21 protein-coding genes are annotated in these 21,030 nt (G+C 57.9%); 13 read left to right on the top strand and 8 right to left on the bottom strand.

All coding sequences use genetic code 11. The features are described 5' to 3' along the window. Nucleotides 1-43: 43 nt before the first annotated feature. Both DHN55_RS00845 and DHN55_RS00850 read right to left on the bottom strand, forming a co-directional pair. On the bottom strand, nt 44-370 hold the full coding sequence (locus DHN55_RS00845; protein ID WP_108879534.1) for a DUF1491 family protein: 327 nt from the start codon (nt 368-370) through the stop codon (nt 44-46). 30 nt (nt 371-400) lie between these two features. Further along, the gene (locus DHN55_RS00850; RefSeq protein ID WP_337659759.1) at nt 401-1,165 is read right to left on the bottom strand and encodes a peptidoglycan-binding domain-containing protein; all 765 of its coding nucleotides are present in this window, start codon (nt 1,163-1,165) and stop codon (nt 401-403) included. A 289-nt stretch (nt 1,166-1,454) separates the two neighbouring features. Here DHN55_RS00850 and DHN55_RS00855 point away from each other — a divergent pair, with 289 nt between their 5' ends. Both DHN55_RS00855 and DHN55_RS00860 read left to right on the top strand, forming a co-directional pair. Next, on the top strand, nt 1,455-1,982 hold the full coding sequence (locus DHN55_RS00855; protein ID WP_337659760.1) for a DUF5330 domain-containing protein: 528 nt from the start codon (nt 1,455-1,457) through the stop codon (nt 1,980-1,982). Nucleotides 1,983-2,304: 322 nt separating this feature from the next. Next, nucleotides 2,305-2,730: a SufE family protein gene (locus tag DHN55_RS00860; RefSeq protein WP_337659761.1), complete on the top strand. Its 426-nt coding sequence runs from the start codon at nt 2,305-2,307 to the stop codon at nt 2,728-2,730. Between the two features lie 48 nt (nt 2,731-2,778). Here DHN55_RS00860 and DHN55_RS00865 read toward each other — a convergent pair whose 3' ends face one another. The 3 genes from DHN55_RS00865 to DHN55_RS00875 all read right to left on the bottom strand — a co-directional run bounded on the left by DHN55_RS00865 (nt 2,779) and on the right by DHN55_RS00875 (nt 5,618). Further along, on the bottom strand, nt 2,779-3,303 hold the full coding sequence (locus DHN55_RS00865; protein WP_337659762.1) for a PAS domain-containing protein: 525 nt from the start codon (nt 3,301-3,303) through the stop codon (nt 2,779-2,781). A gap of 293 nt (nt 3,304-3,596) precedes the next feature. Further along, nucleotides 3,597-4,016 (bottom strand): MucR family transcriptional regulator, encoded by a 420-nt coding sequence (locus tag DHN55_RS00870; RefSeq protein WP_108879538.1) that lies wholly within the window; start codon nt 4,014-4,016, stop codon nt 3,597-3,599. Between the two features lie 246 nt (nt 4,017-4,262). Then, entirely contained in the window at nt 4,263-5,618 is a 1,356-nt protein-coding gene (locus tag DHN55_RS00875; protein WP_108879539.1) for a DUF2336 domain-containing protein, read from the bottom strand. Nucleotides 5,619-5,746: 128 nt separating this feature from the next. Between DHN55_RS00875 and DHN55_RS00880 the strand changes: the two genes are divergently transcribed. The 3 genes from DHN55_RS00880 to DHN55_RS00890 are packed head-to-tail and all read left to right on the top strand — an operon-like array spanning nt 5,747 to nt 8,742. Next, nucleotides 5,747-6,217 carry a MaoC family dehydratase gene (locus DHN55_RS00880; protein WP_337659763.1) on the top strand — a complete coding sequence of 157 codons (471 nt, stop codon included), beginning with the start codon at nt 5,747-5,749 and terminating at the stop codon, nt 6,215-6,217. Continuing rightward, nucleotides 6,214-6,612 (top strand): peptide-methionine (R)-S-oxide reductase MsrB, encoded by a 399-nt coding sequence (gene msrB, locus DHN55_RS00885; RefSeq protein ID WP_108879541.1) that lies wholly within the window; start codon nt 6,214-6,216, stop codon nt 6,610-6,612. Before DHN55_RS00880 ends, msrB begins: the two co-directional genes overlap by 4 nt. A gap of 36 nt (nt 6,613-6,648) precedes the next feature. Further along, nucleotides 6,649-8,742, top strand: a complete 2,094-nt coding sequence (locus tag DHN55_RS00890; RefSeq protein WP_108879542.1) for a prolyl oligopeptidase family serine peptidase — start codon at nt 6,649-6,651, stop codon at nt 8,740-8,742. A 66-nt stretch (nt 8,743-8,808) separates the two neighbouring features. Here the strand turns inward: DHN55_RS00890 and DHN55_RS00895 are convergent, their stop codons facing one another. Beyond that, nucleotides 8,809-9,180 carry a hypothetical protein gene (locus tag DHN55_RS00895; RefSeq protein ID WP_108879543.1) on the bottom strand — a complete coding sequence of 124 codons (372 nt, stop codon included), beginning with the start codon at nt 9,178-9,180 and terminating at the stop codon, nt 8,809-8,811. 171 nt (nt 9,181-9,351) lie between these two features. Beyond that, entirely contained in the window at nt 9,352-9,870 is a 519-nt protein-coding gene (locus tag DHN55_RS00900) for a winged helix-turn-helix transcriptional regulator (protein WP_337659764.1), read from the bottom strand. Nucleotides 9,871-9,921: 51 nt separating this feature from the next. Between DHN55_RS00900 and DHN55_RS00905 the strand changes: the two genes are divergently transcribed. The 5 genes from DHN55_RS00905 to ribB all read left to right on the top strand — a co-directional run bounded on the left by DHN55_RS00905 (nt 9,922) and on the right by ribB (nt 14,910). Continuing rightward, on the top strand, nt 9,922-10,293 hold the full coding sequence (locus DHN55_RS00905; protein WP_108879545.1) for a VOC family protein: 372 nt from the start codon (nt 9,922-9,924) through the stop codon (nt 10,291-10,293). Nucleotides 10,294-10,547: 254 nt separating this feature from the next. Further along, a complete protein-coding gene (locus DHN55_RS00910) occupies nt 10,548-11,762 on the top strand; it encodes an acyl-CoA dehydrogenase family protein (protein ID WP_108879546.1) in 1,215 nt (404 codons plus the stop codon). A gap of 38 nt (nt 11,763-11,800) precedes the next feature. Continuing rightward, nucleotides 11,801-12,400, top strand: coding sequence for a Fe-Mn family superoxide dismutase (locus DHN55_RS00915; protein WP_108879547.1), 600 nt, complete (start codon nt 11,801-11,803; stop codon nt 12,398-12,400). Between the two features lie 186 nt (nt 12,401-12,586). After that, on the top strand, nt 12,587-13,516 hold the full coding sequence (locus DHN55_RS00920; RefSeq protein WP_108879548.1) for an EamA family transporter: 930 nt from the start codon (nt 12,587-12,589) through the stop codon (nt 13,514-13,516). Nucleotides 13,517-13,608: 92 nt separating this feature from the next. Then, entirely contained in the window at nt 13,609-14,910 is a 1,302-nt protein-coding gene (ribB, locus tag DHN55_RS00925) for a 3,4-dihydroxy-2-butanone-4-phosphate synthase (RefSeq protein ID WP_108879549.1), read from the top strand. 12 nt (nt 14,911-14,922) lie between these two features. Here ribB and DHN55_RS00930 read toward each other — a convergent pair whose 3' ends face one another. Beyond that, nucleotides 14,923-16,437 carry a helicase HerA-like domain-containing protein gene (locus tag DHN55_RS00930; protein ID WP_108879550.1) on the bottom strand — a complete coding sequence of 505 codons (1,515 nt, stop codon included), beginning with the start codon at nt 16,435-16,437 and terminating at the stop codon, nt 14,923-14,925. A gap of 105 nt (nt 16,438-16,542) precedes the next feature. Here DHN55_RS00930 and DHN55_RS00935 point away from each other — a divergent pair, with 105 nt between their 5' ends. From DHN55_RS00935 to scpA, 3 genes are all read left to right on the top strand, one after another. Beyond that, the gene (locus DHN55_RS00935) at nt 16,543-16,935 is read left to right on the top strand and encodes a hypothetical protein (protein WP_337659765.1); all 393 of its coding nucleotides are present in this window, start codon (nt 16,543-16,545) and stop codon (nt 16,933-16,935) included. Between the two features lie 79 nt (nt 16,936-17,014). Beyond that, a complete protein-coding gene (locus DHN55_RS00940; RefSeq protein WP_108879552.1) occupies nt 17,015-18,877 on the top strand; it encodes a methylmalonyl-CoA mutase family protein in 1,863 nt (620 codons plus the stop codon). Further along, nucleotides 18,874-21,030, top strand: coding sequence for a methylmalonyl-CoA mutase (gene scpA, locus DHN55_RS00945; RefSeq protein WP_108879553.1), 2,157 nt, complete (start codon nt 18,874-18,876; stop codon nt 21,028-21,030). The genes DHN55_RS00940 and scpA overlap by 4 nt, the downstream gene beginning before the upstream one ends.

The following is a 21,030-nucleotide window of genomic DNA, read 5'->3' on the forward strand; positions in this document are numbered from 1 at the left end:
GCGGCAAGCAAGGCATTACGATGAATTTTGATCGCCGCCGGCACTACCTCAAGAACGCCCGGCCATCCCGGTCTTCCACTTCCAAAACCCAGATATCCGGGTCATATCCGGCCTGTCTGGCCAGATACTCGTCAATCTGGCCCTGTGGCACCGGGGTTTCAAAACGAGGCTCAAAAATCCTGTCACCCCGGTCATCCAGCAGCGGTCCCGCCGGCGGGCCCATCAACCAGACCTCGTCATCGCTGATTCGAATGCAGACATAGATGCTGCCCGCATCCAGAGCGCCTTTGCGGACAATCACGCATGGCAATACTTCAAGATCGCAACGCCTGCGATAGGCGGAAACCCAGATATCGGATTTCACTGACATGCATGATTTCCTGACGGACGGGCGCCTGGTTCAGCGAACCGCAATACTGGCCTGCTCATTCGTGCCCTGAAGCTCCTGCAACAACTCGTGCGACACCTGTCCGGTGACCGGCCAGTCCCTGTCGGCCTCAAACGCGCGAATGGCGATTTTTGTCTGCTCGCCCAGCCGGCCGTCGATCTTGCCAGGCGAATAACCGAGCTTCGCCAGTGCAGATTGCACCTGGTGCACTGCTATACTGGTGTTTCCGGCATCGCTCAATCGGCTCGCAAACTGGATATGATCAAGCACCGGGCGCGTCACCGCACCGGTTACAGCCAGGCCGTTCAGGGCCTGGTACTTGCGAACCGCGTCGCGCGTGTCGGCACCGGCCAATCCATCCACAACGCCCTCATAAAGCCCCAGCGAGGTCAGTTCACGTTGCGCCAAAAGCACAAGAGACGGTTCCGGCTCGATATCCGGCGGCAGCGGGATTTCAAGTTCACCGGTGTTTTCGGTTTGCATAATGAGTTGCGCCAGCGGATCTTCGGCGATCCGCCTGGACGATGAGGACTTGACCTCAACATTCACTCTGGCGGAAGGAAAGAAACCCGTACTGCGGCCAGCCGGAGCATCATTGGAGATTTCTTCAATCACCGGCGCCGGGGCCGATGCGGTACGCTCGAATACGGCATGTTCGCCTGACAGCAAATTCATCCACACCGATCCGGCCAGAACGGCCGCCAAACCAGCTCCAACGATCAGGACGCCATTGCGCGGTTCGCGCATTTCGCCGGTATCGTCGTAGTCCTGGTTCATCAAGCCACCTGTCATGGGTTTCCGGTTTCGGTCCGGGTCGAATTTCAATTGATGCCACAACTGGGTTAACACAGCCTTGCCTGACAGCAATAATTTCACTGTCGAATGCGGCAAAAAACACCGAAAACTGCTGACTTTCGGGTTCATTGGTGCAATTTAATTAGAATTCTAATCAATTTTTATTAAAATATGATTCAAATACTTTTTATGTATTTTATCAGTACGAAATGAGCGACACCTATAGTTGCACCATGAATATTTGGATCAACCGAATGTCATGGGGAACAAGATGGGTATTACAAGAATTTTGATTGTGGGGATGGCAGTGCTGATACTGGCGCCAATGCCTCCTGAAAACACATCCGCGAACCAGCAACCGGCGGCGGAATTGCAAACACATCAACTGGTGTCCGTGGCTATCGGTACCTTTACCGATGTCAGCTCGTTCTGCGAGCGCCAGCCGCTGACATGCACGGCAATGAGTGATGTTGCATCCATTGCCCAGGCCAAAGCCAAGTATTCAATTCGGCTGGCCTATGAATGGGCCAATGGCGGCGGCACGTCTGCCTATACCGTTCAACCTGCCGCAGACGATGCATTGCCTGTTTCCGGCACTCATCTTGAAACGGACCAGGAGTTCGAGCCGCACACTTCCGGCGGAAAAAGCATTTCGGACCTGCTCAATTCATCATCGGCCGATCCGCTGATCACAGGTTCGACCACAAAAATTGCCGACGCTGATACTGGCACCAATACGCTGCGTATTGAAGACATCCTGCCGGACTGGCGCGGCCCGGAATCAAGCCGTCAGGGCTAGACAGCAAAAGGTACATCCACTCGACAGCCACACTGCGACAGCAATCGACCAATAACCCCACCCGGCATCCCACCGGGCCACTCGGCCGCAAAGCACACCTGCCCATTAGTGCTTTGCGGCCCTTTTTTTTCGGAATTGCGCCCCACATATCAATCAATGCCGATGCCGGTTGGAAACGATCCGTTTATTAGGTTTGATTGATGCAATCAAAGCCCATACGGATACGGCAAGTGCGATGCTTTGGCGGCTTGTTAACAGCGAGCCGAGCCGTTATCGAGTATACAAAGAGCCGAGTATTTCGGGCTTCAGGGAGTTCTGTGCATTGAGCGAACCGAATTTTGACCAGCTACTTGATGATTTCGAGTTCCTCGATGATTGGGAGGAGCGCTACAAATACGTGATTGAGCTGGGCCGCGCACTTGAGCCTCTTGAAGACGAGGCCCGGACCCCGGGCAATAAGGTACAAGGCTGCGCAAGCCAGGTCTGGCTGGTGTCGGAAACGGACAATTCCGGTGCACGTCCGGTTCTGACGTTTCGCGGCGACAGCGACGCATTAATCGTCAAGGGATTGATTGCGATCTTGCACATCTTGCTGTCCGGACGTGCGCCCCGCGACATCATCGAGACCGATGTTCAGGCGGCACTGGGAAAACTGGGCTTGCACGAAGCGCTTACGCCCCAGAGATCCAACGGCCTGGCAGCCATGATTTCCCGGCTGAAGGCCGATGCTGCCCTGTTATCGGCCTAGATCAGGTTCATGGATTCCGTCAAATCCATGCTGCTCCGCAATCAGCCTCTAGACTGCCAGTGAATCCGGTTCGCCCTGATCGCACTGCGAAAGATCGATTTGCAGGTCGGCTGCAGGAATACAGGCATCAAACCCCAATACCTGCGTGACAGATCCGTCCTGTGCTGCAAACGGCAAACGCAGCCAGAACTGGACCAGATGGTCCTTGGTGATGCGCGGTGACTTTATCGCGCCCTGCATCGGCAGGCCCGTCTCGACAACCGACGAGCAGGCGCGCTGCCAGTATCCGGCGCTGGACATGCGCTCAAGTTCGCTTACCTGAAGTCCTGTAATCTCGCGATCGAACACATCGCGCAGTTGCGTACCGGCCAGCCGGATACGAAAGCGACCGGCCTGATCCACGTCAATCAGGCTTATGTGCGGCAACAGCTGGGGAATTGCGACCGGCGTAAACACCTGGCGGGACGGTACGGCACCGTCGATGCTGCAGGAGAGCCAGTAGTCAAACAGCTCACACTGCGCAGGCACCACCAATTGCGCCCGAAAGGCATCAAAATCGCCGACCAAAATCAATTCCGTCCTCAAAGCCGTGGCATGTCCGGTAAAACCGGATGCGGTCTTACAATGCAAGACATGCAGTCACTAGTGTCCAGAGCACTGGTCTTGATGCAATCAGAACCAGAAGCACTCCTGTTCGCTCGTTGTGGATATTGGCCATCGGGCAACTGATCCGCAAGGGACACGATGGAGATCAGGGGCAAATAAACGAAAACAGCATGCGTCCGCAAAGACGCATGCTGTCATGAAAGGTTCAAAACGATCAGGATTTCGGAGCTTGACCAACCTGATCAGAAAACCATCCGGTCTTAGGCCCGCTTGCGGCGACCCTGCCCCAGGCCGATCTTCTTGGCCAGCTTGGAGCGTTCTGCCGCATAATTCGGCGCAACCATCGGATAGTCCGACTTGAGGCCCCATTTCTCACGATACTCTTCCGGCGTCATGTCGTATGACGTGCGCAGATGCCGCTTGAGGGATTTGAACTTCTTGCCGTCTTCAAGACAAATCAGATAGTCGGCGGTAATGGAGCGGTTGATAGCGACCGCCGGCTCGGGTGCCGGACCATTGTTGGCAGCATTCTCCTCCGCTGCTTCAGCCAAGGCGCCGTGGACCTGTTTGATCAGTGTGGGTATATCTGCTGAAGGAACAGCGTTGTTGCCCACATAGGCGCAAACTATCTCTGCGGTCAGCTCAACATAAGTCGTATCATTTTCTTCGATTTCAGACATCTTTCGTCCTCTCCGGATTGTCGAATAAAATCTCTCCCCACCAGAGAACTTACACTCGAGTCCTCTTTCGAACACTCGAATGCGGTTGGATTTAAATGTGAAATCAGTTAAAAGCAAGAGATATTCAAAAAGTTCATGTTGTTCTGAGCACTATATTTCCAATACCCACAACAGTTTCTGAATTCTTACGTAAGGATAACATTAATAATTCAGATTTGGATTTGGAAACTTGCAGTAGTCTGACTATTAAGCTCTAAAAGGCCCGGTTTCACGGGTGGCCCAGTCCCAGTAAGCCAGCAACATCCGGGCCTTGTTGAACGACATCCCGTCAAACTGGGCATGCAGTTCCGCTATGCGCTTTTCGCCATTTATCGGGCATTTGTCGGATTCGACCCAGCGCTTCAGGGCCTGAGCCATTATTAGTCGCGGTTGGGCCAGGCACTTGAACACAACGGTAATGGGTTCACCACCGGCATCATTCACGATCTTCTTGGCGGTCTCGGAACTAATCCGACAGTAACCTGACAATGTATCGGCGGCTTTAGGGTCGCCTTTTTCAATTTGTGAAATCAGTGTTTCAATACTTTCCGGCGTTGGTTTGCTTCCAAAAGACGGAATGGCATTCACTTTCATGCCGATACTCATCACCCGCCCAAGCGCCGCTGATTCCGTCAGGAAGCGGGTCAGAAGATAGCGCCGCAAGTTCTGCCCGCCCTGCCAGAACATTTCCAGGCCAACCGCCTGTGGCAGGTCTTTCCGGTTGCACAACGCAGATTCCAGGTCGTTGTTGCCGACAACGATCGGCATCAGCTTGACAAAGGCCGACGTGGACAACTGGCTTTCGGCATTTCGCAACAGCTCAAGAATCGCAGCCGCATTGCCTGTCTCGATGATCGCGTCACAGACAACCACATTCAACAGCCTGCGCCGTGCAATGAGCCGTAACTGCTGTTCGGATCCGGTTGGTATCACTTTCAACAGATCAACATCCGAGATGTAGTGAGCATCCTTCAGCATTCTGCAGGAAATGTCGCCGTCGGAATGGGTAACAAGGAACGTGCGCAACCGTTCGGAGACGACATCAAGGCGGGCCACGGTTCTGGTCAGGCTGGTCAAATCGGCAGGTGGAAGGCTTGGCAGAATACCAAGCAATGCATCACCGGCGAAAAACCGCTCCTGCGGCTGAGCCTGACCGGACGGCAGTATCATAATCGCGACCAGATCGCGGCTTGCGTCCTCCAGAGCCTGAGCATCGGGTGGCGCAACATCCTGTGACGCCTTTTTTGCCTTGCCCTTTTCTTTGCCTTTTTCTTTGCCGGCAGGTTGATCGGTGCTTGCCTCCTGGGCATCGCCCTCGTCGCCGGCCACGGCAACTTCCTCGTCGACCTGGGGCACATCGACAAGGCAACTTACGACGTTTTCTGCAAGTTTCAGGGATGCAGCTGACGTCAAAAGCCTGTCAATCAGGCTGTTTCCGTCGCTGGCCAGCTCATCAACCTGCGGGATCACCCTTGCCGGATGGCAGCTCAGCAATGCTGCTGCAATCAACCCTTCATTGGGTTGAACGCCCGCCGCCGCCTGTATATCGCCGTCAAAACTCACCTAATCCGCTCAATACTGTCTACGCATTGTCCCTATCAGTGGTGTAGATAACACCAGCAATAGTGTAAACCGGCTTAATGAAATCGAAAAAAACTGCAAAAAATGAACTAGTTAACGGATCCCTGACAGTGCTTGAAATTGACACTCCGAAAGAGCTTTTACGCCATGTCGGCGAAACCATCGGCCCCGGCAAATGGGTCGACATTCCGCAATCGCGCATTGATGCGTTTGCGGATGCCACCGATGACCGGCAGTGGATACATCTGGATGCAGAACGCACACAAAACGAGCTGGGGCATGCGCCGGTTGCGCACGGGTACCTGACATTGTCCATGCTCGCCGTCATGATGTACGACCTGGTGCACATCGAAACTGCCGGCCGCATCGTCAATTACGGCATGAACAAAGTCCGCTTCATCGCCCCGGTGCTGGCCGGCGACAGGGCTCGTGCCGAGGTCACGATCGGCAGGGTTACGTGCGAAGACAATTTTGTAAGAGCGATCTTTGATGTTTCAATTTTCGTTGAACGACTTGAAAAACCCGTAATGATTGCCCAATCGATAATACTGTACTTCAACCAGGACGGATCAGGCCAATGATTGACGACAAGAGCAAGACCGACGCCGAGTGGCGCGAGCAACTGAACGACGAACAATATCATGTGCTGCGCAAGCACGGCACGGAGCGTGCCTTTTCGCATCCGTTCAACAACTACAAGGACGAAGGCACCTATGTGTGTGCCGGATGCGGTACGGATTTGTTCAAGTCGGATGCCAAGTTCGATTCAGGCACCGGGTGGCCGAGCTTCTTTCAGCCCAAGTCGTCCGAGGCCGTGAGCGAACACTCTGACCGGTCGCTTTTCATGAAACGCACAGAGGTGCGATGCGCAGCGTGTGACGGTCATCTCGGTCACGTGTTCCCGGACGGCCCGGCACCCACCGGACAGCGTTACTGTATGAACGGTGCCGCCATGAAGTTCAGGCCGAAAGCCTGAACAATTCTCCCTACCCTCACCTGAATCGGATTCTCGATGACAACGACACCTCCACGCGCGGTAAAAAAACCTGTTTCCCGCGATGTTCACGGCCATACGCTGACAGACAATTACGGCTGGCTTCGCGCTGACAACTGGCAGGAGGTGATGCGTGATCCGTCGGTTCTGGATGCGGACATCCGGGCCTACCTGGAATCCGAAAACGCCTGGGTTGAAAACACCATGGCGCCGACCGAAAGCCTCCAGGAAACGCTGTTCGACGAGATGAAAGGGCGCATCAAGGAAGACGATTCCAGCGTCCCATCGCGCGATGGCAACTATTCATACGGGGTCAAATACATCACCGGCGGCCAGCAACCTCTTTTCGTGCGCACCAGCCAGGACGGCAATCACGAGACTGTTCTGGTCGACGGCAACAAGGAAGCCGACGGCAAGGAATATTTTCGCATTGGCGGAGCGTCGCACTCGCCGGATCACAAGCTGGTAGCGTTTGCCTATGACGACAAGGGATCGGAGTTCTTCACCCTCGTTTTGCGCGAAGCCGGTTCGTCGGAAAACCTGACTGACGTAATTCCCGACACCGGCAGCGGTGGTGTCTGGTCTGCCGACAGCAAGTACGTATTCTATATCCGGCTGGACGAGAACCACCGGCCGTCAAAACTGTTTTGCCACAAGGTCGGCAGCCCGGTCACCGATGATGTCCTGGTGCATGAAGAAACCGATGCCGGCTTTTTCATGAATGTCAGCAAGAGCCAGTCCGGCGAGTGGATCATTATCGACTGCCATGACCACCAATCGTCGGAAAGCTGGCTGATCCCCGCTGCCGCGCCCCTAACACCGCCGCGTATCGTCGAGCCCCGCGAGCCGAACCATGAATACAGTGTCGATGAAGCGCACGGGATACTCTATATCCTGACCAATTCAGACGCCGCTGAAGACTTTCGCATTGTCACTGCCCCGGTCGGCGAGCCTGCCCGGAAAAACTGGCAGGACCTGGTGGCGCACACACCGGGCACACTGATCCTCGATCATACTGTGTTTGCCAACCACCTGGCGCGGCTGGAACGCCATGAAGGCCTGCCGCGCATCATCGTGCGGGAACTGGCCTCCGGTGAGGAACACACGGTCTCCTTCGATGAAGAAGCCTACTCGCTCGGCATGTCGTCCGGGTATGAATTCGACACCAGCATGATCCGGTTTTCCTACTCGTCCATGACCACGCCCTCACAGGTGTTCGACTACGATATGGCGAGCCGGCAACGCACCTTGCGCAAGCAGCAGGATGTGCCATCGGGCCATGACCCGACAAACTATGTGACGCGCCGTATCATGGCTACAGCAGATGACGGCGCCCTGGTGCCGATTTCCCTGCTCTATCACAAGGACACAAAACTCGACGGGTCGGCACCGGTGTGGCTTTACGGTTACGGCTCCTACGGTATCGCCATACCGGCAAGTTTCAACACCAACATCCTGTCGCTGGCAAACCGCGGATTTGTCTACGCCATTGCCCATGTCAGGGGCGGCAAGGACAAGGGCTATGGCTGGTACAAGGCCGGCAAGATGATGAACAAGAAGAACACGTTCTCCGACTTCATCACCGCCGCCCGGCATCTTTCGGCGGAAGGCTTCACCAGCGACGGAAACATCGTGGCGCAAGGCGGCAGCGCCGGCGGCATGCTGATGGGCACCATCGCCAACATGGCGCCGGAACTGTTCAGGGGCATCATCGCCGAAGTGCCGTTTGTCGACGTCCTCAACACCATGTTGGATGACACGCTGCCGCTGACCCCGCCGGAATGGCCGGAATGGGGCAACCCGGGTGCAAGCAGCGAAGCCTTCGACTACATGCGTTCCTACAGCCCGTACGACAATGTAGCAGCGCAAGCTTATCCGAACCTGCTGGCGGTCGGTGGTTTGACCGACCCGCGCGTGACGTACTGGGAGCCGGCAAAATGGGTCGCCAAACTTCGCGAGCTCAAGACCAATGACAACCTGTTGTTGTTCAAGACCCAGATGGGCGCCGGCCACGGCGGTTCGCCAGGCAGGTTTGACCGTCTGAAGGAAGTGGCACTGGTCTATGCGTTCGGGCTGATGGTGGCTGACCGGATGGAGATACCTGCGTCTTAGGGCTTGTCCTGTTTCCGAACATCACAACATCATTTGACCCGACCATAGCGAGGCCGTGCAAATCGGTTAAACACAGTCAGCGGTTTCACGCAGCTCGGGCGAGGCCTTTAGGGCATCGATGACGCGCGCCTTTACGCCGGGGCCGAGTTGTCGAAGCGTGATCTCAGAACCACCGGCGAAGCGCACACCGTCGTGATAGGTTCCGGTCTCCAGATTTACGAACGTCACAACTTCATCGGCGGTTACGCCATAGGCGCTTTGGATCTGTCGGGGAATGCCCTCCAGCTTGAGCCGCATGTCACAGGCCATGCAGATGGCGGTCGACACGTTTCTCGGGTCGACAAAACCTATGCTGTGGCTTGGGAAACGACGGGTTTCGTAGCTGACGCCTTCCTGGGCGGGCTGGCTGCGATATGTTTCGAGCGAGTAGTCACACATGGTCTCCTCCTTTCAAAGGAACACAAATGCCCACCGGCCCGGACGATATGTCGTCGTAGCTTTTTATGTGTGCCGTGCACTGCATAAATTCAATATGATAACGCCGGCCCGGCGATCACAATTTGCGGAAGCGGCCGCTCACAGGTATCAAACGGCTGATCGCATGATGCTTTACGAGCTGATCGCGCGGCTGATTTCCGCACCAGTGTCCGTGGCCCGGTATCTGGCTCTGAGGGGCCTGCCCGAAGATTCCACGTCGCGTCGAAGCCATTGGTGTGTTTCCAGGAGCTTCAATGACTGGGACAACGCCCTGTCTGTGATGGGAAGTAACCGGGTTTTGATCTCGCCGAAGTAACGGGGATGCCGACTTGCGCTGAGAACGGGCAAACTCCAGGCCCGCCGCAGCAGTATTCGCTGGCAAGGTTGTTTCACAAGGGATTCGACCGTGCTTGCAATACCGGCAATTTGCGCACCTTCGGCTGACAACCGGAATTCGGAACGCAGCGGATGACCGTGTCCGGGATTGCGTTCCATCAGTCCCAGATCGATCAGATGAGCAAGACTTTGATTGAATGCCGTGCGACCGGCGCCGGTCGCCGAGATCAACGTTGCCTGCCGTCCGGGCACGCCTCGATCCATTTGCGCCAGAATACTCAGGGACCAGGCCCTTGATGTCAGCTTGACAAGCAACTCAATGTCCATAAAGTATAGTATATATATTTTATGTCTGGAGGAAAGCCCGTGCCCGTCGTTTCACTGGAAAACACCATTACGATTGCAATCTCCGTCAAGGATCGGCATCTCAGTGCACACTGGTATGCAGAAAACCTTGGTTTTGAACTTCTGTATCACGCCGACGAAGCGGGCTGGAGCGAGTTGAAGACAATGACTGACGGCGTCACCCTGGGACTGGGTGAGCAGGCTGAACCAAATCCGGGCAATTCGGTGCCGGTTTTCGGGATCGCAGACATCTCTTCCGCGCGAAGCGCCCTGGAGGCTGCCGATGTCAGGTTCGACGGTGAAACGATTACCATTGAGGGGATGGTCAGCACGGCGACGTTCTACGATCCGGACGGCAATGCGTTGATGCTGGCCCAGGATCTCACAGGCTAAGCCTACAAAGACAACTCGTACTGTAGTCGCCGCCTGAACGGACAGAGGCCATGCGTCAGCTGCGGGCTCCGGGCAACCAGTCGGAAAACCCGGCACATGAGTGAAATCCGGAGCACCGGTTCACCGGTTGACGCACCCTTGCTGGTCGGCGTGCGACAAGTGACCGTCAGCCTGCTATCTCACAAACCTTGCAACCGGTTCCAATCCGTCGCACATTGCGGCCAAATATTTTCGTAACAACAAGGAGGCCTCAGATGTCAGATGCCGCCCACAATATTTCCGCAAAACCTGCCGTGGTTGCCGACTTCAATTGGGAAGACCCGCTCGACCTGGAAGGCCAGCTGACCGAAGAAGAACGCATGATCCGTGACAGCGTGCGTGAGTTTGCCGAAGACAAGCTGGCAACCCGCGTCAAGTCCGCGTTCCGCGATGAACGGTTTGACCGCGAGATCATGACCGAAGCAGGCGAGCTTGGCCTGATGGGCATCATGACCGACCCGGCCTATGGCGGCCAGGGGCTGGGTTATGTGGCCTACGGCCTGATCGCGCGCGAGATCGAACGGGTTGATTCAGGCTATCGTTCCGCCATTTCGGTGCAGAACTCACTCGTCATGCACCCGATCGAGGCTTACGGCTCCGAAGCGCAGAAGAAGAAGTACCTGCCCAAGCTGGCCACCGGTGAAATGGTCGGCTGTTTTGGCCTCACCGAGCCTGATGCGGGCTCTGACCCCGGCGGCATGAAAACCCGCGCCAAGCGCACCTCATCCGGATACGTGCTCAACGGCTCGAAAATGTGGATCACCAATTCACCGATCGCCGATATCGCCGTGATCTGGGCCAAGCTGGAAGACGAAGGCATTCACGGCTTTATCGTTGAACGCGACATGAAGGGTTTTTCAACACCGAAGATCGAAGGCAAGTTTTCCCTGCGCGCATCGGTGACCGGCGAAATCGTACTCGACAATGTCGAAGTGCCCGAAGATGCCCTGATGCCCAACACACGCGGGCTGTCCGGCCCGTTCGGCTGCCTCAACAAGGCGCGTTACGGCATTGCCTGGGGCGTTATCGGCGCTGCTGAAGACTGCTGGCACCGGGCACGTCAATATACGCTCGACCGCAAGCAGTTCGGCCGCCCTCTTGCCGCCACGCAGCTGGTTCAGAAGAAACTGGCCGACATGCAGACCGAGATTACGCTGGGCCTGCACGGCTGCCTCGCGCTGGGCCGCGGGCTTGAAGCTGGCCGGTTGTCACCCACATCCATTTCCATCCTGAAGCGCAACAATTGCGGCAAGGCGCTGGACATTGCGCGCATGGCGCGTGACATGCATGGTGGCAACGGTATTTCGGACGAGTATCACGTCATTCGCCACATGGTGAACCTTGAGACGGTGAACACGTATGAAGGTGCACACGATGTTCACGCACTCATTCTGGGCCGGGCACAGACCGGTATTCAGGCATTCTTCTAAAATCAACAACTCTAAAAAAGCTGGAGGCTTACCCCAAAATGGCTCTCGAACTTCCTGATCTCCCCTATGCCTATGATGCGCTTGGTCCTTACATGTCCAAGGAAACCCTGGAGTTTCACCACGACAAGCATCACCAGGCCTATGTTACCAACGGCGGCAACCTGCTGAAGGATTCCCCGCATGCGGGCAAGTCGCTGGAAGACATCTGCAAGGCAGCTTTTTCGGAAGGCAATGCAGGTCTCGTCAACAATGTCGGCCAGCACTACAACCACCTGCATTTCTGGAACTGGATGAAACCGAACGGCGGCGGCAAGAGCCTGCCCGGCGCACTTCAGGCAGCAGTGGACAGCGACCTTGGCGGTTATGACCAGATGCGCGCAGACTTCATCAATGCCGGCGTGACCCAGTTCGGCTCCGGCTGGGCGTGGCTTGCGGTTAAAGACGGCAAACTTGCCGTCATGAAGACCGCCAACGGCGAAAACCCGCTGATGCACGGTGCAACACCGATCCTCGGCTGCGATGTGTGGGAACATTCCTATTACATCGACTACCGCAATGCGCGCCCGAAATACCTGGAAGCCTGGTTCGACAACCTGGTGAACTGGGAATATGTCGAGCAGCTGCACTCTACCGCCTGACCGACAGCAGCCACCTTTCCAAAAGGGCTGCGGAGCCCTTGCAACGGCTCCGCAGCCTGCACGCAAACCCCGTCATTTTGGCGGGGTTTTGTCTTTCCCAACTGAAATGTTGCCGTGCTCGGCGATTATGGTCAGCAGGCCCAAGAAACGGGTGGTCTGAATCAGGATTTCATGTAATCAGGCCTGATGACCCAAAAAACCGCACCCACGATTGATCTCATGTCCGGCCTGCTGCTGCTGGCACTGGCCGCCGTCTGGGGCGGGTCATTCTTCTTTGCCGAAGTTGCACTGGCGGAAGTGCCGCCGCTGACCATAACGCTGCATCGGGTATTCTGGGCGGTGCCTGTGCTGCTGCTGGTCGTCTTGTGGCGCGGAACGAAAATCCCCACGTCGCCGCGAACCTGGGGCGCCTATCTGGTCATGGGTGCCTTGAACAATGCCATACCGTTTTCACTGATCTTCTGGGGCCAGAAGACAATCGAGAGCGGACTGGCCTCGATTCTGAACGGCACAACAGCGGTTTTCGGGGCCGTCGTCTCCGGTCTCATGCTGGTTGACGAACCGCTTACAGCGCGAAAAATCATCGGCGCGGTATTTGGGGTTTTTGGTGTTGCCGTGATTATGGGGTTTGACGCTCTCACCAGTCTCGACCTCAGGAACCTGGCCCAGCTCGCCGTTCTGGGCGCTTCCCTGTCTTATGCGTTCGCAAGTGTGTGGGGCAAAGTCTCGCTGTCCGATAATGCGCCGGAGATGAATGCGCTTGGCATGCTCGTCGGCAGCACCGTTTTGATGATCCCGATCGCCATCTGGTCGGACGGGCTGCCTGTCCTTAGTCTTTCGGCCAATGTTTGGGCGTCGCTGCTTTCAGTGGCGGTATTTTCGACCGCAATTGCGTATCTTTTGTATTTCGCCATTCTGGCGCGGGCCGGCGCCGCCAACCTAATGCTGGTCACCCTGCTGATCCCGCCCTTTGCCATCGGCCTGGGCGTCGCGTTTCTTGGTGAGCGGCTCGGGCTGGAGGCGTGGCTCGGCTTCGGGCTCATCGCAATTGGCCTGGCGATTACCGACGGGCGCTTGCTGGCTGGCGCCCGCAGATTGATGGGCGGCAAAACCTGACGTCGCTCACCTGGTCCCAGGCTGCGGGTTTTGTATCCGGCATCGCATAATCTCCTTTCCCAAACCCTTTAGCCCTGCTAAAGCCTTAGCCTATGAAACTCGATGAATGGCTAAAGCAGGCTGATACGACCAAGGCAAAATTTGCCCGCGCGCTGGACATTTCCGCCGGGCGAATTTCGCAGTTGCTGGCCGGCGACACGCCGTCACTGGACCTGGCCATCAAAATTCAGGTTTTGACCCGCGACAAGGTGAAACCGGTGGATTTCTCGTCCCACCTTGAAGGAGAACATGACATGACCAGTTCGCTGGATACCGTTGCAAGCGCCATCGCGGCCATCAAGGCCGGCGAGATGGTCGTGGTGGTCGACGATGACGACCGGGAAAACGAAGGCGACCTGATTGCGGCTGCCTCCAAGGTCACCAACGAACAGATGGCGATGATGGTGCGCCACGGCTCCGGCATTGTGTGCGCACCGATGACCCGGGAAGACGCACGCCGCCTCAAGCTGGACCCGATGGTATCGGACAATGACGCCCCGCTCGGCACTGCCTTCACGGTGTCCATCGACTACAAGGAAGGCCTGACCACGGGCATTTCGGCCAAGGAACGCAGCGCCACGGTGCATGCGCTGGCCAACGCCAATGTACACGCGGAAGATTTCGTGCGGCCCGGCCACGTATTTCCGCTGATCGCCAAGCGCGGCGGCGTGCTGATGCGTTCCGGCCACACCGAAGCGGCCGTCGACCTGGCCCGGCTCGCCGGCGAACCGCCGGTCGGCGTGATCTGCGAACTGGTCAATGATGACGGCACGGTCAAGCGCGGCCAGCAGGTCATGGATTTTGCCCGCGAGCACGACTTCAAAATCATATCGGTGGCCGATCTCATAGCCTACCGCCAACAGCGTGAACGCCTGGTGGAGCGCGACGGCGAGTTCCAGGTCGACACCCCGTCAGGACCGGCCAACGGCATTGCCTACTCAACCTCGTTCGACCCGGTCCAGCATCTGGCTCTGGTCTATGGCGATACGTCATCCGGCACAGATATTCCGGTTCGCCTGCATCGGCAGGACCTGGTTGAAGACGTCCTGGGCAGCCGCGACACACTGAATGCGGTCTACGAGATTTTCCGCAAGGAAGGCTGCGGCATCCTGATCTATCTGCGCGAAGGCGTCGCTGGCGTGCCGGCCTCCAAGCTGGGCCAGCCGGACCTGGATGAAGACACCGCATCTTCGCGTGCCCGGGCTGAAAGCTGGCGCGATGTGGGGCTTGGCGCGCAAATCCTGCGTGACCTGTCGGTAACGTCAATCAGGCTGATTGCCAGTCGGTCGCGGCACTATGTCGGCCTGTCCGGTTTTGACATCGAGATCGCCGACACCATCATCCTGGATAACTGATTTCGGGATATTTTATCGCTTCAGCAGGCTGCCGAGAATGCCGCGCACGATTGAGCCGGAGTTGCGCACGAGCATGTTGCCGACCTGGCGGCCAACGGTGCTGGCAATGTTCTTTACAAACCGGTCGGTGGCGGAATCGGTGCGCCTCGACCGTCCTTTTGATCGCGATGAAGTCTTCTTGGCCGCTGCTTTGTCTGCCTTGGCCTTTTCCTTGGCTTCAGCAGCCGCTGCCTGCTGTTCGGCAATCTTTTCCGCTTTCACGCGCAGTTTCTCATAGGCGGAGTCACGGTCGACGCCTTCATCATACATGCCATAGACCGGACTGTTCTTGACCGACTGGGTGCGCTCTGCCGGCATGACCGGGCCCATCTGGCTGGATGGCGGACGGATCAGCGTGCGCTCGACCATGGACGGCACGCCCTTCAGGTCCAGCGTGGAGACCAGCGCCTCACCCACACCAAGCTGGGTGATCACTTCCTCGGTATCGAATTTCGGATTCTGACGGAAGGTGGTGGCGGCTGCCTTGACCGCTTTCTGGTCGCGCGGAGTAAAGGCGCGCAGTGCATGCTGTACCCGGTTGCCGAGCTGTGCCAGTACCGTGTCGGGCACATCAAGCGGGTTCTGGGTGACGAAGTAGACACCGACCCCTTTCGACCGGATCAGCCGTACCACCTGCTCCACCTTGGTCAGCAGGCTCTTGGGCGCCTCATTGAACAGCAGATGGGCCTCATCGAAAAAGAACACCAGTTTCGGTTTGTCCGGATTGCCGACCTCCGGCATTTCCTCAAACAGCTCCGACATCAGCCAAAGCAGGAAAGTGGCGTACAGTTGCGGCGACTGCATCAGTTCGTCGGCTGCCAGGATGTTGATGAAGCCGCGCCCGTCGCGCGTGGTGCGCATCAGGTCCTTGATGTCGAGAGCCGGTTCGCCGAAGAAATTTTCACCGCCCTGTTCTTCCAGCACGATCAGCCGGCGCTGGATGGCGCCGATAGTGCGTGAATTGACATTGCCGTAATCGGTGGTCAGCTTGCTGCCGCGATTGGCCAGTTCCGACAACATAGCGCGCAGGTCCTTCAGGTCCAGCAGCAGCAAGCCTTCCTCGTCGGCAATCCGGAACGCGATATTGAGTGCGCCTTCCTGGGCATCGGTCAGACCCATAAGCCGGGAAATCAGCAGTGGCCCCATTTCAGTGATCGTGGTGCGGATGGGATGGCCCTGCTTGCCGAACAGGTCCCAGAAAATGGTCGGAAAGGCTTCAAAATTGTAATCGTCAAAACCGATCTTCTTGGCTCGCTTGAGCAGGAAATCCTTCGGTTCGCCCTCGCGCGATATACCCGACAGATCGCCTTTGACGTCAGCGGCAAACACCGGCACGCCGGCGGCGGAAAATCCTTCGGCAAGAATTTGTAGGGTCACGGTCTTGCCGGTGCCGGTGGCGCCGGTAATCAGGCCGTGCCGGTTGGCGAGCTTCAGGAATAGCTCCTCGCGTTTTTCGCTCGTCCCCAGAAAAACTGTTCCATCGGTCATTTTATTCTACCTGCCTGCCAAAACTGTTGGTGTGGTGTGAAATTGCTATACAACTCCCGCGAGGGCAATGCCTAACCTACAAATACAGATACCAAAAGGAATACGTTGATGCAGGATCTGATTGACCGGATCGTTGAAAAAACCGGCCTTGCGCCGGATGTTGCGGAAAAAGCGACCGGGATCATGCTGTCGCTGGTCAAGACCCAGGGTGACAAGGCCAAGGTGGCGCAATTGTTCGATGCCATTCCGGGTGCCGGCGAACTGGCCCAGTTGCATGGCGGTGACGGCGCGCGCGGCGGCGGATTGCTGGGCATGCTGGGTGGAGGCCTGATGGGCGGGCCGCTGGCCGCCGTCAGCAAGCTGCAGGCAACCGGCCTCAGCATGGACCAGATCAAGACGCTGGGCAAAGAGACGCTCGGCTATGCCAAGGAAAAGGCCGGGGAAGACCTGGTAAAGGACGTCGCCAATTCGATTCCGGGTATATCCGGGTACCTGTGACGAAAGTCGATTTGCAGAAAGCCGGACGCTGCGCTACAAAATTTGTGCAACGCAACATGCGAACGGATATGACTGCACGATGAGCAACCTGAAACTGGCAGATGAGTTCCCGGCGCTTCAGCGCGACGACTGGCGCGCGCTTGTCGATGCAAGCCTGAAAGGCCGGCCGTTCGAGAGCCTGCGAACCCGCACTTCAGACGGCATCGTCATCGAGCCGGTTTACGGTGCTGCGGAAAATCCCGCCGTACTGCCTGCCGCCCCGCTGCGTGCCTCGGCAGACGCCTGGACGCTTGTACAACGTGCAGACATGCCCGACATTGCCGCAGCCAACACCCAGATGCTGGATGACCTGGTGAACGGGGCCAGCGGTATTGCCCTGGTCCTGCCGGGCAGCATCTCCGCCGGCGCGTCAGGTGTTGCTGTCACCGATGCCCGCTCCGTTCAGCGCCTGTTCGAAGGTGTTGAACTGGACCTGATCGACCTGCGGCTTGACGGCGGACGCCACGGACGCGACCTCGCTTTGCTGGTGCTTGATGAATACAAGCGCCGCCGGCTTGACCTGTCGCGCTGCAGCCTGACGCTCGGCCTTGATCCGCTGGGCGCATTTGCGCACGGCGGCAAGGTGACCGAACGCGGCGAACTGTCCCGCCGCTTTGGCGAGATGTTTACACTCGCCACCAGTGCAGACCACCAGGGACCGGTGGCGCAGGCAGATGCCCGCGTCTATCACGGTGCCGGCAGTTCCGAAGCGCAGGAACTGGGCTTTGCACTGGCAACGGCGGTCGACTACCTGCGCATGCTGGAGGCAGGCGGCATTGCGCCGGCGGACGCAGCGCCGCGGATTTCCATGATGCTGACGGCAGACGCCGACCAATTTGTCACCATCGCCAAGCTGCGCGCCGCCCGGTTGCTTTGGGCAAGGTTGCTGGACGTGTCCGGGCTGGCACCGATACCGGTCACACTTCACGTTGAAACCGCTGCGCGCATGATGTCAAGACGCGATCCGCACGTGAACCTGCTGCGTGCCACGACGGCCAGTTTTGCCGCCGGCATTGGCAGTGCGGACAGTGTTTCCGTCCTGCCGTTCACCCAGGCACTGGGGTTGCCTGACGGCTTTGCCCGGCGCATGGCCCGCAATGTCCAGTCGCTGTTGCTGGAAGAATCCCGCGTCGGCCGGGTGCGTGATGCCACGGCGGGTTCCGGCCATGTCGAAGACCTTACCCATGAACTGGCCCGGTCGGCCTGGCACATTTTCCATCTGATCGAGGCTGACGGCGGCATGATGGCTGCATTGGAAAACGGCAAGGTGCACGCCATGATCAAGGATGTGCGCGATGCGCGCGACCACGACATTGCCAGGCGCAAGATACCTCTTACCGGCGTCTCGGAATTTCCAAACCTCGATGAAGCGTCAAACAAGACCCTCGACATGAACGCGCCGGCGGACTGGACCATCGGTGACGCCTCTGCATCAGTGGGCATGGAAACCTGCGAACCTTTGCGCCAGCATCGCCTGGGTGAAGGCTTCGAGGCGCTGCGCGATGCCAGTGACGCCAGCCTTGCGAACACCGGCACCCGCCCTACGGTCTTCCTCGCGGTGCTTGGAAAGCCCGTCGATTTCACGGTTCGCGCTACCTGGATGAGCAACCTGCTGGCGTCAGGCGGCATTGATGTTGTTACGGGATCAGCGGAGGAACTGGCATCCAGCAAGCTGGACATTGCCTGTATCTGTTCTTCGGATGCGGTCTATGCCGAAAAAGCAGAAGCCGCAGCCCGGTCGCTGACACAGCAAGGGGCACGGCGTATCCTGCTGGCCGGCAAACCGGGCGAGCTGGAAGAAACACTCACGGCCGCGGGCGTGCAGCAGTTTGTCCATGCCGGGCAAAACGTCTTGACGCTACTGAACGAGCTTTCCATGCTGGCCACGGGAGAAACATCATGAGCACGTTGCCGGATTTCTCAAAATTCAGCTTTGAACTGCCGATCGGCACCAGCGCGCAGGAAGCACAATCCTTTCCTACGCCGGAAGGCATCACGGTCAAATCCGCCTATGATGCAGGCGACGTTGCAGGTCTTGATTTCCTGAATACCTGGCCCGGTGCGGCCCCCTATCTGCGCGGACCTTATCCTGCCATGTACGCCACCCAGCCGTGGACCATTCGCCAGTATGCCGGTTTCTCCACGGCTGAGGATTCCAACGCCTTCTACCGGCGCAATCTGGCAGCCGGGCAGAAGGGCCTGTCGATCGCCTTCGACCTGGCGACCCATCGCGGTTATGATTCCGATCATCCGCGGGTTTCCGGAGATGTCGGCATGGCCGGTGTCGCGATTGACTCGATCTATGACATGCGCACGCTGTTTGACCGCATTCCGCTCGACCAGATGTCCGTGTCGATGACCATGAACGGCGCCGTCCTGCCGATACTGGCACTGTACATAGTGGCAGCCGAGGAACAGGGCGTGGCGCCGGAAAAACTGACCGGCACCATTCAGAACGACATCCTGAAAGAATTCATGGTGCGCAACACCTATATCTACCCGCCGAGCCGGTCGATGCGCATCATCTCGGACATTTTTGCCTTTACCTCGCAGAACATGCCGAAGTTCAACTCCATCTCGATCTCCGGCTATCACATGCAGGAAGCAGGCGCCACGGCTGACCTGGAACTGGCCTACACACTGGCCGACGGGGTCGAGTATGCCCGCGCCGGGGTGGCTGCGGGCCTGCCCATCGACAAGTTCGCGCCAAGACTGTCGTTCTTCTGGGCAATCGGCATGAATTATTTCATGGAGATCGCCAAGATGCGCGCCGCGCGCATGTTGTGGGCCAAGCTGATGAAGGAGTTCAACCCGCAAAGCGACCGCTCGCTGTCACTGCGCACCCACTGCCAGACGTCCGGCTGGTCCCTGACCGCCCAGGATGTTTTCAACAATGTCGGGCGCACCTGCATCGAGGCGATGGCCGCCACGCAGGGCCACACCCAGTCGCTGCACACCAACGCGCTGGATGAAGCCCTGGCGCTGCCGACGGATTTTTCGGCCCGCATTGCGCGCAATACGCAACTGTTCCTGCAGCAGGAAGCAGGCACCTGCCGGGTCGCCGATCCATGGGGCGGCAGTTATTATGTGGAGCGCCTGACCGCCGACCTGGCTGCAAAAGCCTGGGCCCATATTGAAGAGATCGAAAACCTCGGCGGCATGGCCGAGGCGATATCACAGGGCCTGCCTAAACTCCGCATCGAGGAAGCGGCAGCGCGCACCCAGGCACGCATCGATTCCGGGGAACAGACCGTTGTCGGCATCAATAAATACCTGGCCAGCGACGAAGCCCAGATCGACATCCTGAAGGTCAACAATTCGTCCGTGAGGACCCAGCAACTGGACAAGCTGGCGCGCCTGAAAGCAGAGCGCGACGATGCGCAGGTCAAAGCTGAACTTGGCAAGCTGACCCAGATCGCGAAGACAGGCGACGGCAACCTGCTGGCAGCTGCGGTTGATGCGGCACGGGCCAAGGCGACCGTCGGCGAGATTTCACTGGCACTAGAGACCGTGTGGAACCGGCATGTGGCCAAGACCCACGTTATTGAAGGCGTCTACCGCAAGGCGCTGGGCGATAAGTCGGAAAGTGCCGCCAGGGCGCAGGCCATGGTGGATGCATTTGAAGAAACCGATGGCCGCAAGCCGAGAATCCTGGTCGCCAAGATGGGCCAGGACGGCCATGACAGAGGGCAAAAGGTCATTGCAACCGCCTTTGCCGACATCGGTTTCCAGGTGGATATCGGGCCGCTGTTCTCAACGCCGGAAGAAGTCGCCCGCCAGGCAGTGGAAAACAACGTGCATGTTGTCGGCGTCTCGTCCCTGACCGCCGGCCACCTCACCCTGGTGCCGGCCTTGCGGGCAGCCCTGGAAGCAGAGGGGCGCAGCGATATCATGATCGCGGTCGGCGGCGTGGTGCCGCCACAGGATTTCGAGGCGCTGATGGATATGGGAGCTGCCGTCATCTTCCCGCCCGGCACGGTCATCGCGGAAGCCGCCATGCGCCTGCTCACCAAGCTGAACGCCAAGCTGGGCTATTCCCAGGAAGCGGCGGAATAG

The sequence above is a fragment of the Anderseniella sp. Alg231-50 genome (assembly GCF_900149695.1).
In the GTDB taxonomy this organism is placed as follows: domain Bacteria; phylum Pseudomonadota; class Alphaproteobacteria; order Rhizobiales; family Aestuariivirgaceae; genus Anderseniella.

What these genes read in the sequence shown, in the direction of transcription:
- DHN55_RS00845 (WP_108879534.1), bottom strand. Translation starts at nt 370, where the DNA reads ATGTCAGTGAAATCCGATATCTGGGTTTCCGCCTATCGCAGGCGTTGC.
- DHN55_RS00850 (WP_337659759.1), bottom strand. Translation starts at nt 1,165, where the DNA reads ATGAACCAGGACTACGACGATACCGGCGAAATGCGCGAACCGCGCAAT.
- DHN55_RS00855 (WP_337659760.1), top strand. Translation starts at nt 1,455, where the DNA reads ATGGGTATTACAAGAATTTTGATTGTGGGGATGGCAGTGCTGATACTG.
- DHN55_RS00870 (WP_108879538.1), bottom strand. Translation starts at nt 4,016, where the DNA reads ATGTCTGAAATCGAAGAAAATGATACGACTTATGTTGAGCTGACCGCA.
- msrB (WP_108879541.1), top strand. Translation starts at nt 6,214, where the DNA reads ATGATTGACGACAAGAGCAAGACCGACGCCGAGTGGCGCGAGCAACTG.
- DHN55_RS00890 (WP_108879542.1), top strand. Translation starts at nt 6,649, where the DNA reads ATGACAACGACACCTCCACGCGCGGTAAAAAAACCTGTTTCCCGCGAT.
- DHN55_RS00895 (WP_108879543.1), bottom strand. Translation starts at nt 9,180, where the DNA reads ATGTGTGACTACTCGCTCGAAACATATCGCAGCCAGCCCGCCCAGGAA.
- DHN55_RS00910 (WP_108879546.1), top strand. Translation starts at nt 10,548, where the DNA reads ATGTCAGATGCCGCCCACAATATTTCCGCAAAACCTGCCGTGGTTGCC.
- DHN55_RS00915 (WP_108879547.1), top strand. Translation starts at nt 11,801, where the DNA reads ATGGCTCTCGAACTTCCTGATCTCCCCTATGCCTATGATGCGCTTGGT.
- DHN55_RS00920 (WP_108879548.1), top strand. Translation starts at nt 12,587, where the DNA reads ATGACCCAAAAAACCGCACCCACGATTGATCTCATGTCCGGCCTGCTG.
- ribB (WP_108879549.1), top strand. Translation starts at nt 13,609, where the DNA reads ATGAAACTCGATGAATGGCTAAAGCAGGCTGATACGACCAAGGCAAAA.
- DHN55_RS00930 (WP_108879550.1), bottom strand. Translation starts at nt 16,437, where the DNA reads ATGACCGATGGAACAGTTTTTCTGGGGACGAGCGAAAAACGCGAGGAG.
- DHN55_RS00940 (WP_108879552.1), top strand. Translation starts at nt 17,015, where the DNA reads ATGAGCAACCTGAAACTGGCAGATGAGTTCCCGGCGCTTCAGCGCGAC.
- scpA (WP_108879553.1), top strand. Translation starts at nt 18,874, where the DNA reads ATGAGCACGTTGCCGGATTTCTCAAAATTCAGCTTTGAACTGCCGATC.